The 16,650-nt window shown below is 56.9% G+C and carries 13 protein-coding genes; 9 read left to right on the top strand and 4 right to left on the bottom strand.

Annotated elements, in window-relative coordinates; all coding sequences use genetic code 11:
• Window positions 1-67 precede the first annotated feature (67 nt).
• The 8 genes from PFY00_RS02185 (at window position 68) to PFY00_RS02150 (ending at window position 8,433) form a co-directional block, all read left to right on the top strand.
• Complete coding sequence (locus PFY00_RS02185) at window positions 68-1,297, top strand: ABC transporter substrate-binding protein (protein WP_271430874.1); 1,230 nt, start codon at window positions 68-70, stop codon at window positions 1,295-1,297.
• Between the two features lie 77 nt (window positions 1,298-1,374).
• Complete coding sequence (locus PFY00_RS02180; protein ID WP_271430873.1) at window positions 1,375-2,268, top strand: carbohydrate ABC transporter permease; 894 nt, start codon at window positions 1,375-1,377, stop codon at window positions 2,266-2,268.
• Window positions 2,261-3,193, top strand: coding sequence for a carbohydrate ABC transporter permease (locus PFY00_RS02175; RefSeq protein ID WP_271430872.1), 933 nt, complete (start codon window positions 2,261-2,263; stop codon window positions 3,191-3,193). The genes PFY00_RS02180 and PFY00_RS02175 overlap by 8 nt, the downstream gene beginning before the upstream one ends.
• A gap of 4 nt (window positions 3,194-3,197) precedes the next feature.
• Window positions 3,198-4,283, top strand: coding sequence for an ABC transporter ATP-binding protein (locus PFY00_RS02170; protein WP_271430871.1), 1,086 nt, complete (start codon window positions 3,198-3,200; stop codon window positions 4,281-4,283).
• A 34-nt stretch (window positions 4,284-4,317) separates the two neighbouring features.
• The gene (locus PFY00_RS02165) at window positions 4,318-5,067 is read left to right on the top strand and encodes a sugar phosphate isomerase/epimerase family protein (RefSeq protein ID WP_271430870.1); all 750 of its coding nucleotides are present in this window, start codon (window positions 4,318-4,320) and stop codon (window positions 5,065-5,067) included.
• A 15-nt stretch (window positions 5,068-5,082) separates the two neighbouring features.
• A complete protein-coding gene (locus tag PFY00_RS02160) occupies window positions 5,083-6,198 on the top strand; it encodes a Gfo/Idh/MocA family protein (RefSeq protein ID WP_271430869.1) in 1,116 nt (371 codons plus the stop codon).
• 49 nt (window positions 6,199-6,247) lie between these two features.
• Window positions 6,248-7,309, top strand: a complete 1,062-nt coding sequence (locus tag PFY00_RS02155) for a sugar phosphate isomerase/epimerase family protein (RefSeq protein WP_271430868.1) — start codon at window positions 6,248-6,250, stop codon at window positions 7,307-7,309.
• Window positions 7,306-8,433 (top strand): Gfo/Idh/MocA family protein, encoded by a 1,128-nt coding sequence (locus PFY00_RS02150; RefSeq protein WP_271430867.1) that lies wholly within the window; start codon window positions 7,306-7,308, stop codon window positions 8,431-8,433. Before PFY00_RS02155 ends, PFY00_RS02150 begins: the two co-directional genes overlap by 4 nt.
• A gap of 26 nt (window positions 8,434-8,459) precedes the next feature.
• Here PFY00_RS02150 and PFY00_RS02145 read toward each other — a convergent pair whose 3' ends face one another.
• Both PFY00_RS02145 and PFY00_RS02140 read right to left on the bottom strand, forming a co-directional pair.
• A complete protein-coding gene (locus PFY00_RS02145; RefSeq protein WP_271430866.1) occupies window positions 8,460-10,928 on the bottom strand; it encodes a GcvT family protein in 2,469 nt (822 codons plus the stop codon).
• 13 nt (window positions 10,929-10,941) lie between these two features.
• A complete protein-coding gene (locus PFY00_RS02140) occupies window positions 10,942-12,462 on the bottom strand; it encodes a trimethylamine methyltransferase family protein (protein WP_271430865.1) in 1,521 nt (506 codons plus the stop codon).
• Window positions 12,463-12,556: 94 nt separating this feature from the next.
• Here PFY00_RS02140 and PFY00_RS02135 point away from each other — a divergent pair, with 94 nt between their 5' ends.
• Window positions 12,557-13,465, top strand: a complete 909-nt coding sequence (locus PFY00_RS02135) for a LysR substrate-binding domain-containing protein (protein WP_271430864.1) — start codon at window positions 12,557-12,559, stop codon at window positions 13,463-13,465.
• A gap of 18 nt (window positions 13,466-13,483) precedes the next feature.
• Here the strand turns inward: PFY00_RS02135 and PFY00_RS02130 are convergent, their stop codons facing one another.
• Both PFY00_RS02130 and PFY00_RS02125 read right to left on the bottom strand, forming a co-directional pair.
• Window positions 13,484-14,026 carry a pyridoxamine 5'-phosphate oxidase family protein gene (locus PFY00_RS02130; RefSeq protein ID WP_271430863.1) on the bottom strand — a complete coding sequence of 181 codons (543 nt, stop codon included), beginning with the start codon at window positions 14,024-14,026 and terminating at the stop codon, window positions 13,484-13,486.
• Window positions 14,027-14,028: 2 nt separating this feature from the next.
• Window positions 14,029-16,644, bottom strand: coding sequence for a DUF4175 domain-containing protein (locus PFY00_RS02125; RefSeq protein ID WP_271430862.1), 2,616 nt, complete (start codon window positions 16,642-16,644; stop codon window positions 14,029-14,031).
• Window positions 16,645-16,650: the final 6 nt, after the last annotated feature.

Here is a 16,650-nt window from a genome sequence, read left to right as displayed (position 1 = left end):
TTTTTCGCGCTATGTAATCGATTGCATAGAAAGATATCAGCCCAAAGGGCATTTCAGGGAGAGAGCCATGAAAACCATCCGCAGCCTTCTAGTCGCGAGCACAGCCGTTTGTTCGGCGGGTGCCGCTGGAGCCGCAGAACTCGAAGTCATGCACTGGTGGACATCGGGCGGCGAAGCCGCCGCTGTCGCCGAGTTCGCCAAATCTTTTGACGCCACAGGAAACACGTGGGTCGACGCAGCCATCGCGGGCGGCGAAAATGCCCGCGCCGTCATGGTCAGCCGGATCACCGGCGGCGATCCAATGGGAGCCTTTCAGTTCAACCATGGCCGTCAGGCCGAAGAGCTGATCGAAGCCGGCCTGTTGCGCGACATCACAGACATCGCCGAAGCCGAAGGCTGGCTCGATCTGGTAAACCCATCCACACTTCTGGATGCCTGCACCGTCGATGGCCGGGTCTATTGTGCGCCTGTCAACATTCACTCGTGGCAGTGGCTGTGGGTCAGCCATCAGGCATTTGCAGATGCTGGCGTCGATGTTCCAACCAACTGGGCTGAGTTTTCCGCCGCTTCCGGCGCACTGGAAGGCGCAGGCAAAATTCCGTTGGCTATGGGTCAGCAAGGTTGGCAGCAATCCGGCGCGTTCAACGTGATGATGGCCTCGCTGCTTCCCAGCGAAGTTTTCCTGAGCGTGTACGGAGACAAGGATACCGAAGTTGCCGGCGGTGATGCCGTCGCGACCGTTTTCGACGCGGCTGCACAAGCGCGTGACATGGCCGCAAAATCGACCGTCCAGAACTGGAACGACGCGACGAACCTCGTCATTGCCGGGCAGGCCGGTGGCCAGATCATGGGTGACTGGGCGCAAGGTGAATTTGCCGTGGCCGAAGCGGTAGCAGGCGAAGACTACAGCTGCCTGCCGGGTCTGGGTACCAACCCGCGGCTCTCGACCGGCGGCGACGCATTCTATTTCCCGGTTCTCGAGGACGACAGCCTTGCCGCAGCGCAGGGTGAACTGGCAGCGCTTCTTCTGAAGCCTGAGGTTCAGGTGAACTTCAACCTCGCCAAGGGATCGCTTCCGGTCCGCGGCGACATCGACCTTTCGGCTGCCAATGACTGCATGCAAAAGGGATTGGCTCTGTTGGCTGACGGCGCGCTGCTGCCTGACGTGAACATGCTGGCAACCCCAGACACGGTGAACCAGATCAACACGCTCTTCACCGAGTTCTTTGCCGACAAGTCGATCTCGGCTGCCGACGCGCAGGCGCAATTCGTGGACATCATCGCAGACGCCGAGTGATCCCGAAAATGTCCAAGCTCCGGCCCGCTGATCAGCGGGCCGGAGAAACAGGTCAGAGCGCGCGAAAGAGGTAAGCCATGGCGTCCAAACGCCCCAACCAGCTTTTCCGGAACATGAATGCAAAAGTGTCAGCGATCCCGATGATCGTCACGGCGCTGTTTGTGTTTGTTGGTGGGACCGCCTGGACCATTGTCTACAGCTTCACAAAGTCGGGCCTTTTGCCCCGAATGAAGTGGATCGGCCTCGACCAGTACGAGCGCCTTTGGGGAACCAAACGGTGGCTGATCGCAATCGAGAACCTCGCGATTTATGGGTTGTCCATGCTGATCCTTGTCTTTGTGATCGGCTTTATCCTTGCCGCGCTCATCGATCAGAAAATCAGATTTGAAAACACGGTTCGAACCGTGATCCTCTATCCCTACGCCATGAGCTTTGTCGTGACAGGCTTGGTCTGGCAGTGGATTTTGAACCCCGAGTTCGGCGTCCAGAACATCATGCGCGGCCTTGGGTGGGAAAGCTTTACATTCGATCCGCTCTACAACGCGGAAATCGCCATTTTTGGTGTTTTGATCGCCGGACTTTGGCAGGGCAGCGGACTGGTTATGGTTTTGATGCTCGCCGGGTTGCGCGGCATTGATCAAGAAGTCTGGAAGGCCTCGCGGGTCGACGGCATCCCCGCATGGAAAACGTACATTTTCATTGTGATCCCAATGATGCGCCCGGTTTTCATCACAACGCTTGTTCTGGTTGTGACCGGCATCGTCAAAGTCTTTGACCTGATCGTCGCTCAGACCGGTGGCGGCCCCGGGATCGCAACAGAAGTACCCGCCAAATACGTCTACGACATGATGTTCAGGAACAACAATCTCGGGCAGGGCTTTGCGGCATCGACCATGATGCTCGTCACCGTTGCGATCATCGTTGTGCCATGGGCAATTCTCGAATTCGGGGGAAAGAAAAACAATGGTTGATGACCGGACCATCCCCGCAGCTTCGCAGACCGTGAATGATTTTGACGGCGGCCCACGCGGCCCGAAACCGCAACGCGCCTTTTCGCGCAAAAATGTTTTTCTCTACGGCACCTTGCTGATGGTGACGATCTACTACGCAATTCCGCTCTACGTGATGATCGTCACCTCACTGAAAGGCCTGCCGGAAATCCGGCTGGGCAATATCTTTGCTCCGCCCGTTGAGATCACGTTTGAACCATGGGTAAAGGCCTGGGCCGAGGCCTGTACTGGACTGAACTGTAACGGTCTCAGCGGCTATTTCTGGAATTCGGTGAAGATCACGATCCCCTCTGTGATCCTGTCCATCATCATTGCAAGCGTGAATGGATATGCATTGGCGAACTGGCGTTTCAAAGGGGCCAACCTGTTCTTTGCCATCCTGATTTTCGGTGCATTCATTCCCTATCAGGTCATGCTCTACCCGATTGTCATCATGCTCAGAGAGCTTGGACTTTATGGAGATCTGTCCGGGCTTGTGATCGTCCACACGATCTTTGGAATGCCCATTCTGACCCTGCTCTTCCGCAACTACTTTGCGTCTTTGCCAGAAGAACTGTTCAAGGCCGCCCGTGTCGATGGTGCTGGGTTCTGGGGAATCTATTTCCGGGTGCTTCTGCCAATGTCGCTGCCAATCTTTACCGTCGCGGTCATCCTTCAGGTCACCGGCATCTGGAACGACTTCCTCTTTGGCGTTGTCTACACCGGGCCTGAATCCTATCCGATGACTGTCGCGCTCAACAACATCGTCAACACGACCCAAGGCGTCACGGAATACAACGTCAACATGGCGGCGACCATCATCACCGCTCTTGTCCCACTTACGATTTACTTCGTGTCCGGCAAACTCTTTGTGCGCGGCATTGCCGCCGGCGCTGTGAAAGGCTGAATCCATGGAAAGCAGTATCACAATCCGTGATCTCGAACTCAGCTTCGGGGCCGTTGAAGTCCTGAAAAACCTGAACCTGGATATTGGGCAAGGCGAGTTTCTTGTGCTGCTCGGTTCATCCGGTTGCGGAAAGTCCACGCTGCTGAACTGCATCGCCGGTCTGCTTGATGTAACGGATGGGCAGATTTTTATTCAGGGCCGCAATGTGACATGGGAAGAGCCATCTGACAGAGGCATCGGCATGGTGTTCCAGTCCTATGCGCTCTATCCGCAAATGACCGTAGAAGGAAATCTGTCATTTGGATTGAAAAACGCAGGTTTCTCCAAATCAGAGATCGCCGAACGTATCGACCGGGCTGCAAAGGTTCTTCAGATTGAACCCCTCCTCAAACGCAAGCCCGGTGCTCTTTCAGGCGGACAGCGCCAACGAGTGGCCATCGGTCGGGCGCTGGTCCGGGATGTCGACGTTTTCCTGTTCGATGAGCCACTGTCCAATCTTGACGCAAAGCTGCGAACCGACCTGCGGGCCGAAATCAAAGAGCTTCATAAGCGCCTGCGCAACACGATGATCTATGTCACGCATGACCAGATCGAAGCGATGACACTGGCCGACAGAATCGCGATCATGCGCGATGGAAAAATCCTGCAGCTTGCTTCGCCCAAGGAAATCTACAACCGCCCGGCCAGCAAATACGTCGCAGAATTCATCGGCTCGCCATCCATGAACTTCTTTGATGGCAAGATTGGTGAGAACGGCCAGAGCTTTGCATGCGATGCCGGTACATTCTCGCTGAACGGCTACCAGTTCGGCGAAGGCGGCGCACAAGATGGCACGGCCTGGCTTGGAATTCGTCCCGAGCACATCGCGGTCGGTACTGAAGCAAAAACTATGCCGATCCAGTTGGAAGCCACCGTACAACATGTCGAACCGCTGGGGTCCGATACTCTGGTCCGGGTCCTTATTGGGGATCGGCGTCTGTGGGTGCGGATCGACGGTCAATCCGAAGTGGCTGACGGCGATGCTCTGAACATCGGGTTCGACCCGGCAATGGCCAATATCTTTGATAAAACAAGCGAAACTCGCCTCTAAACGGCATGTCTGCACAATCCCAGGAACACATGAAATGAACGTTTCTTTTCAACTTTATTCCGCACGCGAATTCACACCCTGGTCGGATGTCTACGCCATGCTGGCGGCAGCCGGTTACACCCAGGTTGAAGGATTCGGCGGAGTCTACGACGACCCAAAGGCCACTCGTGATGCCTTGGATCAAGCGGGCCTGAAGATGCCGTCCGGGCACTTCTTCCCGGTATCGAATTTTGAAGACAGCCTTGACGAAACCATTGCCACAGCGCGCACGTTGGGAATGGACCGCGTCTTTTGCCCAGCACCCGAAGACAATCTTCGGGCTGGTGGTGACGTGGATGCGTGGATCTCCTTGGCAAACCGTCTGGAAGAGGCCTGCAAAAAGGTAAACGACGCTGGGCTGCGGTTTGGCTGGCACAATCACCATTGGGAATTCATGCCCCTGCCCGGAGGGGCGCTGGCCATGGATCTGCTTCTGGAGCATGCGCCATCCATCGACTGGGAAGCCGACATTGCCTGGATCGTTCGGGGCAATGCTGACCCTATTGCTTGGATCAATGCGCACGCCGATCGCATCACCACAGCCCACGTCAAAGACATTGCCGCGGATGGAGAGTGTGAGGATGAAGACGGCTGGGCGGATGTCGGGCATGGCACAATGGACTGGACTGCCATCATGTCTGCTCTCAAAGCTGCTCAGGTCGATCTGTTTGTCATGGAGCACGACAAGCCCAATGATGCGACGCGGTTTGCGGGCCGCTCTATCGCTGCCTTCCGCAACCTCTGAAAGGAACCATACACAATGACACTGGGTATCGGAGTTATCGGGTGCGGCAACATCTCGGCGGCCTACATGAAACTGGCGCCGATGTTTCGAGGAATCGAAATGCGTGCCTGTGCCGACATGAATGCAGAGGCAGCCCAAGCGCGCGCTGACGAGTTTGGACTACGGGCCGAAACGGTAGAGGGTCTCTTGGCCGCAGATGACATCGACATTGTTGTCAATCTGACCATTCCGGCAGCGCACTTTGAAATTTCAAAGCAGGTCCTTGAAGCGGGAAAACACGTCTATTCGGAAAAGCCCTTTGTTCTGGGGCTGGATGAGGGCAAAGCGCTGGCTGAGCTGGCTGGCAAACGTGGGCTTCGCGTCGGATCTGCACCCGACACATTTCTTGGCGGAGCGCATCAGTTGGCACGCCATCTGGTCGACTCCGGTTCGGTGGGAAAGATCACGTCAGGCACGTGTTTTGTCCAAAGCCCCGGCATGGAAATGTGGCATCCAAATCCGGACTTCTTTTTCAAGCCGGGTGGCGGACCCATTCTTGATCTTGGTCCGTACTATATCTCGAACCTTGTCCAGTTGCTCGGCCCAGTAAAACGGGTCGGCGCCACAGCCGGTATGGCTTCGGCCGAGAGAACGATCACCTCTCAGCCGCGAAATGGAGAAACGATCAAGGTCGAAACTCCGACGACGGTTCATGCCCTTCTTGAGTTCCACAGCGGCGCGCAGATCACCTACTGCGCAAGCTGGGATGTGTGGCAGCACGACCATTCCAACATGGAGCTATACGGACGCGAAGGCACGCTGCATGTACCCGACCCGAATTTCTTTGGTGGCGAAGTCAGAATGACCCAGCGTGCCAGTTTCGTGAATGGCATGCCCGAATGGCAACACCCGTTCAGTGTCCCCAATGACGGCGATCGGGCCAACTATCGCGCATCGGGATTGGCGGATATGGCGCTGGCCATCGCGGAAGGCCGTGATCATCGCTGTTCGCTGGAGTTTTCACTGCATGTTGTCGATGTGATGACATCAATTCTACGCTCTGGGGAAACAGGATCGTTTGTCGAGATCGCCACCACATGCAAACGCCCCCAAGCACTGCAACCTGATGAAGCCCAGGGAATGCTCACCTGATTTTTTCGGCGGTTCGCCGCCGGAGTCTGAACGTTGAAGGAAAAACATCATGGCATCACTCATTAAAGGACCAGCGCTGTTTCTCGCCCAGTTTGCAGGCGATGAAGCGCCCTTCAATTCATTAGACAGCATTGTGAAATGGGCCGCAGATCTTGGATATAAGGGTGTTCAAATTCCAACATTTGATACGCGCTTGTTTGACCTCGAAAAGGCCGCCGAAAGCCAAGCCTATTGCGACGAGGTTCAAGGGATCTGCAAAGACGCTGGCGTCGAAATCACAGAACTTTCCACGCACCTTCAAGGGCAGCTGGTTGCCGTACACCCGGCCTATGATCAGGCATTCGATGCATTTGCCCCGGCAGCCGTCCACGGCAATCCAAAGGCCCGGCAGGAATGGGCCGTGGATCAGTTGATGAAAGCCGCCCGCGCAAGCCGGCGGTTTGGTTTGGACAATTCGGTCAGCTTTTCGGGATCACTGGCCTTTCCCTATCTCTACCCATGGCCACAGCGCCCCGGAGGATTGATCGAAGAGGCCTTTGCGGAACTTGCGCGCCGGTGGCGGCCAATTCTGGATGCCTACGAAGAACAGGGCGTCAACATCGGGTATGAAATCCACCCGGGTGAGGATCTGTTTGACGGGGCTACCTATGAAATGTTCCTCGATGCTGTTGATGGGCACGCACGGGCGCAAATCAACTATGACCCTTCGCACTTCCTGCTTCAGCAAATGGACTACCTGTCCTTCATCGACATCTACCACGAACGCATTTGTGCCTTCCACGTCAAGGATGCCGAATTCAACCCGGATGGCCGTCAGGGTGTCTATTCAGGCTATCAGTCCTGGGTCGACCGGGCAGGGCGGTTCCGGAGCCTTGGCGACGGTCAGGTCGATTTTGGCGGGATTTTTTCGAAAATGGCGCAATACGGATATGACAGCTGGGCGGTGCTGGAATGGGAATGCTGTTTGAAGTCGCCCGAACAAGGCGCAGCAGAAGGTGCCCCTTTCATCGCTTCTCACATCATCGATGTGACCGATAAAGCGTTTGACGATTTCGCCGGAGGGGACACAGACAAAGAGCAGATCAAATCAATGCTGGGTCTGGACCGATGACCCGCTTGCGGCTGGGTATGGTTGGCGGTGGGCAGGGTGCTTTCATCGGTGCCGTGCACAGAATAGCGGCGCGCATTGATGATCAATGGGAACTCGTTGCCGGCGCGCTTAGTTCTGATCCTGACCGTTCGCGTGCGTCCGCGGCCGAGCTTGGAATCGCGCCAGATCGCGCCTACGTCAGTTTTGAAGAAATGGTGCGTCTGGAATCTGGCCGGGCAGATCGCATTGATGCGGTCGCAATTGTTACGCCAAACCACATGCACGCAGCGCCCGCGATTGCCTTCCTGAACGCGGGTATTCACGTGATCTGTGACAAACCTTTGGCGTCCACAGCACAAGAAGCCGAAGCCATTGCGCAAGCCGCGCATGCATCGGCCGCACAGTTTTTCCTGACGCACAATTACACCGGCTATCCGCTGATCCGACAGGCGCGCGATATGATTGCGTCCGGTGATCTGGGCGACATTCGGGTCGTGCAGGTTGAATACGCGCAAGACTGGCTCACCGAAGAGATCAGCAACAAACAGGCCGATTGGCGCACTGATCCTTCAAAGTCAGGCGCCGGGGGCTGCGTGGGTGACATAGGCACCCATGCCTTTCATCTCGCCAGCTACGTGACAGGGCTGAATGCGTCATCCTTGGCCGCCGATCTTGATGCTTTTGTGCCCGGGCGGCTTGTGGACGACAATGTACACGTTCTGCTGCGCTTTGAAGGTGGTGCAAAAGGCATGCTTTGGGCCAGTCAGGTCGCCGTCGGCAATGAAAACGCTCTTCGTCTTCGGGTGCACGGCACCAAAGGCGGCCTTGAGTGGGAACAGGAAAACCCGAACGTCATGCACTTTACGCGCTTTGGGGAACCCAAGCAGATCCTGACCAGAGCTGGCGCAGGATCAACCGCAGCAGGCCAGAGAAACACCCGTATCCCGCCGGGTCACCCGGAAGGGTATCTCGAAGGATTTGCTACGCTGTATACCGAAGCAGCCAACATCATTCGAAATGACCAAAGCGGAACGCCAGAGGCAGGGGCACACACACCCGGCATCGAAGACGGCCTGAAAGGGATGCGTTTCATATCCGCCTGTATCGAGTCTTCGCGTAAAGACGCCGCTTGGGTCAGCTTCTAAAGGTCGTGGCCCGGATATTGACTGCTTCAACACCGCATGTTGGCACCATTAGGATCATAGATCGGGCCGCCCAAGACCTCTGCATCGAACATTTCGCCCAAAATTTCGACCTGCAGGGTTGTGCCCGGAGCAGCGTTTTCGGCAGTGACGTATCCCATCGCCATAGACTTGCCTGCACGGTGCGCATAGCCACCCGATGAGACATAGCCCACGGCCTCGCCGTTCCGAAGGATCGCTTCGTCGTTGCTGACATCAATGCCGTCAACATCGATGGTCATCGTGACCAGCTTCTGTTTGGGACCGCTGTCGCGAATAGCCAGAGTGGCCTCTTTACCAACGAAATCTTTTTTCCAATTGATAAAGGCATCCATCCCAGACTCTACCGCATCAAAGTCAGGGCGGAACTCCAACGTCCAGACACCCCAGCCTTTTTCCAGACGCATCGACATAAGGGCGCGCGCGCCATACCAGCGATAACCCAGATCAGCGCCCGCCTCTTCGACAGCTTCTGTCAGGCGCAAAAGGTACTGCGGCTTGCAATAGATCTCATAACCCAATTCACCGGAAAAACTGATCCGGTTCAGGATCACCGGCACACCCCCAACAAATGTTTGACGCAGGTCCCGGAACTTGAACGCCTCTGCGCTGACATCGTCGCGCGTGATCCGACCCAGCAGTTCCCGCGACTTTGGTCCGGAAAGCGCAATGCCGTGCCAATCGTCAGAGACATTCGCATAGGTCACATCATCCGGCAGGTCCTTTTCGAACCAACGGCGATGCGCCTCTTGCATGGCCCCGGATCCGAACAACATGAAATGATCCTCTGCCAGACAGGCGACAGTCAGATCACCATAGAGTTTACCCTTGGGCGTCAACATCGGTGTCAGGGTCAGGCGGCCCGGCTTGGGCACGTAACCTGCAAGGGTTTGATCCAGATACGCGCGTGCGCCCGGCCCTTTGAATTCATGCTTGGCAAAATTGGCGATTTCAATGCCGCCAACGGCCTCTTGCACCGCTTTGACTTCGCGCGCCACGTAGTCATGCGACCGATTGCGCTCAAAGGTCGGATGTTCGTGGGCGTCGTCCGGGCCATCAGCAAACCAAAGCGCGTTTTCCAGACCAAAGCCCTGATCCATCAATGCACCCTTGGCAACGAGCCGGTCATAGAGCGCCGTTGTCTTTTGCATCCGGCCCTTTGGCAGTGTTTCATTTGGGAAGGTCATGACGAACCGGCGTTCGTAGTTTTCCGATGATTTGATCGTTCCCCAATCCGGCGTTGCAAATTCGCCGAAACGGGCGACGTCCATGGCCCAGACATCGATGGACGGTTCGCCGTCGATCATCCATTCCGCCATGGTCAAGCCAACGCCACCCCCTTGGCAGAAGCCAGCCATAACGCCCACGGCAACCCAATAGTTTTTCATCCCCGGCACCGGGCCAATCATCGGGTTGCCATCTGGGCCAAAAGTAAAGGGTCCGTTGATCATGTCCTTGATGCCTGCCTCTCCAATTGCCGGAATGCGCTCAAAGGACATTTCGAGCCGGTCAGCGATACGATCCAGATCGGGTTGCAGCAATTCGTGACCAAAGTCCCAGGGTGTGCCGTCCACCTTCCAAGGGGTCGATTTTGGCTCGTAGGTGCCCAGCAACATGCCCTGCCGTTCCTGACGGAAATAGATGTTGGCCTCATAGTCGATACCGGCCGGCAAACGGCCTGCCTCTCCCATGCTGTCCATACGCTCGGCAATCATGGGGATTTTGTCAGTGATCAGGTAGTGATGCTCCATCGGCTGAACCGGTAAATGCACGCCGGACATATGCCCGACTTCACGCGCCCAAAGACCACCACAATTGACGATCTGTTCTGCGTTGATCTGGCCTTTGGGTGTTGTGAGATCCCAAGAACCATCAGGCCGTTGGGAAATGGCCGTGACACCGCAGTGGGTAAAATACTGTGCGCCATGCACGCGCGCAGATTTGGCAAATGCATAGGTCGCGCCCGAAGGGTCCAAATCACCGTCCTGATCATCCCACAACGCCGCGTGGTAGTGCTTTGGATCAATCAGCGGATGCCGCTCTGCCAATTCCTTGGGGCTGATGAATTCCTGGTTCAGCCCCATATATCGCGCCTTCGATCGCTCGCGCTTTAGATAGTCGTACCATTCCTTGGTCGAGGCGGCGTAGAAGCCGCCCGTGATGTGCAGCCCCACTGAATGGCCGGATGTTTCCTCAATCTCTTTGTAGAGATCGATCGTGTAGCTTTGCAGGCGTGAGATGTTGGGATCAGAGCTGATCGTATGGATCTGACCTGCAGCGTGCCAGCTCGAACCAGAGGTCAGTTCATCGCGCTCAAGCAGAACAACATCTTTCCAGCCGAACTTGGCAAGGTGAAACAGGATCGAGCAGCCAACCACCCCACCACCAATGACAACGACCTTGGCATGTGACGGAAGCGCCTTGCCAGTTGCAGTTTCGTCTTTCTGAATCTCGGGCATCGGTGTGTTTCTCCTAGTACCAAGCGTCGGGGAGTTCTTCTTTGCGTTTGGCCACATAAGCCTCCAACGCTTCGCGCGTTGCTTCTTCCATTGGCGGCGGTTCGTACTGCGCCAACATATCCTTCACACGTGCATTGGCGCGCACGCGCATGTCCTGTGAACCGGCTTCTTCCCAGCTTTCCACATTTTCACTATCGCTCAGTTTCGGCTCATAGAACGCGGTTTGATAGTTTCGCATGGTGTGACCACAACCAAGAAAATGGCCGCCAGCTTCGACCTCACCATAGGCATCGCGGGCCAGTGCGTCTTCGGAAACATCCAACCCCTGAGTCAGAACCTTTTGGTAGCCGCCCAACCTGTCAGCATCCATGATCAGTTTCTCAAATCCGGTGCAAAGCCCGCCCTCTAGCCAACCGGCGGAATGCAGAACAAAATTCGCACCTGCCAACATGGTGGAATGCATCGAATCCGCACTTTCATAGGCGGCCTGCGCATCTTCTATCTTGGACGCAGTGAGCGAGCCGCCGCAGCGCAGGGGCAAGCCCGCCCGCCGGGCAAGCTGGCCAATAGCATAGTTGGAAACAACCGGTTCTGGCATTCCAAAGGTCGGAGCGCCTGATTTCAGCGACATCGAGGATAGGAAGTTGCCCAACACAAAAGGCGCGCCCGGTCGCAACAGTTGAACATAAGCGCAAACCATCATGGCTTCGGCCATGGCCTGAGCAACCGACGCCGCCGTCGAAACCGGACCCATGGCACCACTCAGGATGAACGGAACGACAATCATTCCTTGCCCGCGTGTTGAATAGACGCGCGCAGCCTCGGTCACGACCTTGTCGACCAAGAGTGGAGAGTTGGTGTTCACGTTGCCCATGATCACACAGTTCTCATCCATCACCGCGCGGCCAAAAACGATCTCGGCCATGTCTACGCTGTCCTGCGCGCGGCTCATCTCGGTGATTGCGCCCAGATGCGGTTTGTCAGACAGCGTCATGTGCGCCATCAGCATATCCAGATGCCGTTTGCTGACCGGTACATCGCAGGGCTCGCAGGTGACAAAACCACTGTGATGCAAATTCGGGTGCAGATAAGTCAGGCGAACCAGCTCGCGGAACGCATCCATATCGCCGTAACGCCGCCCCTTCTCCAGATCCCGCACAAAGGGCGCGCCATAGATTGGCGCAAAAACCTGATTGGTGCCGCCAATTGTAACGGAACGCGCCCGGTTGCGCGCAAGCTGGGTGAATTCGCGCGGAGCCTTGGCACAGAGCGCACGAATCCAGTCCGAAGGCGCACGCACGATATCGCCGTCGATCTTGGCGCCTTCACTGCGCCAGAGTTCCAGAGCCTCGGGATCATCCCGAAACGCAATGCCGACATCCTGAATGATCCAGTCAACCTGCGCTTCGAGCTTTTCAATCTGCTCGCCATCCAAGACATCGAAGAACGGCAAAGATCTGCGGACATAGGGGGACGCTGCAACGCCAGCCGCGGCGTCGGCCCGGTTTCTCGCAGCGCGCGCTCGACGTGCCATTGTCTGAACTCCCTATGTTTCGATTTACAGTGGTACCCGCAAAACAGCGCTCTGTGACGGTTGAAAAATTTGATGCTTTGGATAATTTCAGATTATGCAAAACCTATGGACACATCTGTCTTCACCGCGCCATTTGATGGTTTTCGAAGCCGCTGCGAGACATGGATCATTCACGCTCGCCGCTCAGGAATTGAACGTTCAACAGCCTTCCGTTAGTGCTTCGATAAAACAGCTCGAGGCCACGTTGGGCATTCAGTTGTTTCGACGCAGCCATCGTCGCATAAATCTGACGCATGCAGGTGACAGGCTTTTTGCTGATGTAACGCGTGCCTTTGAGTTGCTTGAGCAATCAGCCACATCGATCCGGCAATCGGTCAGCAACGATCACGTGACACTCAGCGCGTCTTCTGCATTCAACAACTACTGGATGCTGCCCAGACTGAAGACGTTCCAGCAAAGCCATCCCGACATCGATCTGCGTCTTCAGTCCAGTGACCGGGAGCCGGATCTGAACGTCGAACCGATTAGTCTTGCCATACGGTTGGGCGATGGGAACTGGCCCGGCTGCGACTGCCGGCGGATCGCCGAAGAAATCATCTATCCTGTTGCTGCTCCACGGGTCATGGCTGCCGCGCTTCATCTGCGCAACATCACCGGTCTGTTGCACCAACGCCTGATCCATCTGGAAGAACCAATTCGTGAACGTCCATCCTGGGCGCAATGGTTCAATGAGTTTGGAATAACAGAACAGCCGCCGCGCAGCGGCCTGCGTCTGAATGACTATGCGTTGGTTCTGCAAGCTGCGATTGCGGGCGAAGGTTTTGCCTTCGGATGGCACCATCTTGTCGGCCCAATGGTCGAACAGGGGCTTCTGGCATCCCGGCCCGAATGGGCCTGGAAGACCGGCCGCGGCTTTTATCTGGTTTGGTCCAAGAACATTCCTCTGCTTCCAAAGGCGGAAACTGTCCGGGAATGGATTCTGACAAGAAGCGCTGCTCCTTGAATGATCCGGCCATTGGGTCTAGGGCGCCACCCAGCCTCCAACCCAGCTACTGCCATCACGCTGAAAAACAGCGCGTTCGTGACGATCCGGGCCCAGATAAAGCAGATCAATGCCAAGCACCTGAGCCAACACGGCTGTAAACCGTTCCTGCATCGGCAGTGGCTTAAAATCTCCGGGATCTTCCAGTGGCACGCCGGGTGCATGCGTCCCGCCATAGACATCCCTGCCAACATCCGGAATGCGGGCCCAGCGATCACGATCCGCATGGATCAGCTCAACCCGACAGCGAAATCGGATTTGCAGGCGTTTTTCCGGCAACCAAAAATGCAGGCCAGCGCGAGGATCAGCCTCCAATTCAGCGACCTTCGCGCTCATCCGATCCGTTTGAAATTCTGCAACAGAACGCCCGGAATCCCAAGACCGGAGCACGATGGTTCGGGCCTCTGGTCCTGCTTTAGCGACCGTGACCAAGGTTGGATTGCGCGCAGGGTGATGTCGATCCTCTACGCCGCGTGCAATTTCGGCCCATGCCGCCAAACGCAAGTCTTCAGGTGTTTTCACGATCAGAACCGGTCCAACAACCGTTCGAGATACTCAAGCTCGGCTGTGGGCCGATCTGCATCGCCAGACCTGCGTCGGAGTTCGTCCAACAGTTCGCGGGCGCGGCGGTAAACATCTTCGCCCTGCAACAAACCCTCATCGGTTCCGACCTGACCAGTGGTGCCCGCATTGCGCCCGAGCGGATCGCGTTGCTGCGAAGGATCGCCACCTTCTGCCATCCCCTGCTGACCCTGGTTTTGCTGTTGCTGCTGAGCAAGCGCCTCACCCAGATTCCGCAAGCCTTCCCGAAGCGCTTCCATGGCCTCGGACTGCCGTCCGATGGCATCGGCCAGCTCTCCGTCGCGCAGCGCCTCTTCGGCACCATCCATGGCCTCTTCGGCCCGGCGCAACGCATCTGCAGCGGCATCGCCCTGTTCCGTGCCCTGCCCCGGCAGATTGCGGCGTTGGCGGTTCAACTCATTGCGCAGTGCCTGCTGGCGGTCTGCAAGGCTGTCCTCAAGCGATTGCCCGTCACCACCCTGACCATCCGCACCCTGCTGTTCGCCGGCACCCTGTTGCTCACCTTCACCTTGGCCTTCACCTTGCTGCTGTCCCTGGCCCTGTTGCTGTTGGCCATCGCCTTGTTGCCCTTGCTGTTCGCCGCGCTGGCCTTGGCCCGGATTGAACTGCTCCTGCAGGTCACGAAATGCTTCGTCCGACAACCCCTGTTGATCCCGGAGTGTTTCTGACAAACCCTCCATGGCCTGTTCACCCGGAGACTGGCCGCCCTGACCTTGGCCTTCGGTGACCTGCATGTTTTCCATCATCTGCTGCAGCTGTTCGAGCGCTTCCATCGCCTCGGCCATCCGGCCTTGTTCCATCAGCTCCTGAATCCGGTCCATCATTTCCTGAAGATCGTTCTGAGACATCTCCATCATGCTTTGCGGATCGCCCTGCTGCTGCATTTCAGGGTTTTGTTCGGCCTGCTGGCGCTGCTGCTGCGCCAACTGGCGCAAGTAGTCATCTGTCGCCTCACGCAACTCTTGCATCAGTTCGGCGATCTCTTGGTCCGAAGCGCCGTTTTTCATTGCTTCTGCCAAACGTTCCTGCGCGCGTTGCAACCGCTCAAGAGCGTCCTGAAGGTCACCCTCTTCCAGTTCGAGAGCCAGATCCCACATCCGTTGCGCCAAGTCGTCCTGCTGTTCATCCGTCAGGCCAAGCGACGCATATTGTTCCATTTCCTTTAGGATATCGCGCAATTGCTGGGCATGTTCTGGTTTGCGGAACAAGGCATCAGACCTATGCGTGATTGCCCGCAGAATAAGCGCCGAATCCGCCGCGTTTACACGGTTCCACAAAAGCGCCTGCCGTTGCTCGATCACGGCTGCTGCAACCGGATCAAAAAAGCGCCGGCCAGGCAGGTTCAGAACTTCGGGTTCTGAATACCCTTTCTGGCCACGGGCATCCTCGACCTCAAGTTCAAGTCGCACTGGCAAATTCGCCCAAGGGTGCAATGAGAAATTCGCCACGAGCATCTCGGTAAAGTCCGCGCGGCTGCCCGAAATCGGCATGCTCAGCGGAACCTCAAGAACTGGTCGCTGTTCCGGGTCGATACTCCGACCATAGCGGCGGTCGACATCTGCCAGAACCAATTCGAAACGGGCCATTCCCCCAACCACGCCGTGATCATCCGTGGCGGCGAAAGGAATCTCAGATTCGCCTTCGTAGCTCACTTCGATTTCACCATCCCGTGCGACCGTAGGAGACGCATCAGGGATCAATGCAATTTGCCAAATCCGGCCACCGGGACCATCGATCGTCAGTGCGCCCGATCGCACGACTTCGAATTCCTGCGCCGTCTCAAGCATCCCGTCTTCTGGAATCGGTCGGCCCGATACATCTTCGGTAACCGTCAGCGCGCCAACTTCACCATACATACGCAGAGTGATCTGCGCGCCCTCGGGCACGTCCAGTGATGGTGCAATGATGTCATTCAGATAGATCGACGGTAGCCGCGTATAGCGCGGCGGCTCCATCCAGCCTTCCCATGTCGGCCCCTGCGCGAGATCCGGCCCACCAGCCCCCATCGAGGTAACCGACTGAACCCGCATGAAAGAGCCGAAAAGCAGCGCAACCGACAACGTCAGAACCGCCACATAGCGCAATGCATAAGGGTCAGCCTTGGCGACGCGCAGATCCGGTTCCGCGGCTTTCGCCTTTTTCAGCCTGTCTCGCATGCGTTTCTGGTGCGCCAACCAAACAGCCCCGGACGCCGGATCGTCGGTGCCTATCGCCTGTTGGTCCAATGCAGCCTGAATCGGATTACCCCTGAGCGTGCCGTCCAGACGCTGAAGAGCTTCGTCACGGGCGGGCCAGTGAAACTGCCGCGCCCCACGTACCAACGCCCACAGCGCAGCCAGTCCAAACGCCGCACCGGCCGCCCAAACCCATTCGGTCGCAACCATATCCTGCAGGCCCAGCATCAGCAGACCCAGCACAACAAATATGATCGACCAAAGCGGCCAGAATGCGCGGGTTGCCTGTTCGGCCACCATACCCCAACGGGTCAGGCGCAATGGCCAGCGAATAGCGCCATAGATGTCAGCTTTGGTCTGATGGTCACGTGGCAAAAGCGCCATGGATCG

This window comes from Thalassococcus lentus (genome assembly GCF_028023555.1).
Taxonomy (GTDB): Bacteria; Pseudomonadota; Alphaproteobacteria; order Rhodobacterales; family Rhodobacteraceae; genus Thalassococcus_A; species Thalassococcus_A lentus.
This window is presented reverse-complemented; position numbering and strand designations above follow the sequence as displayed.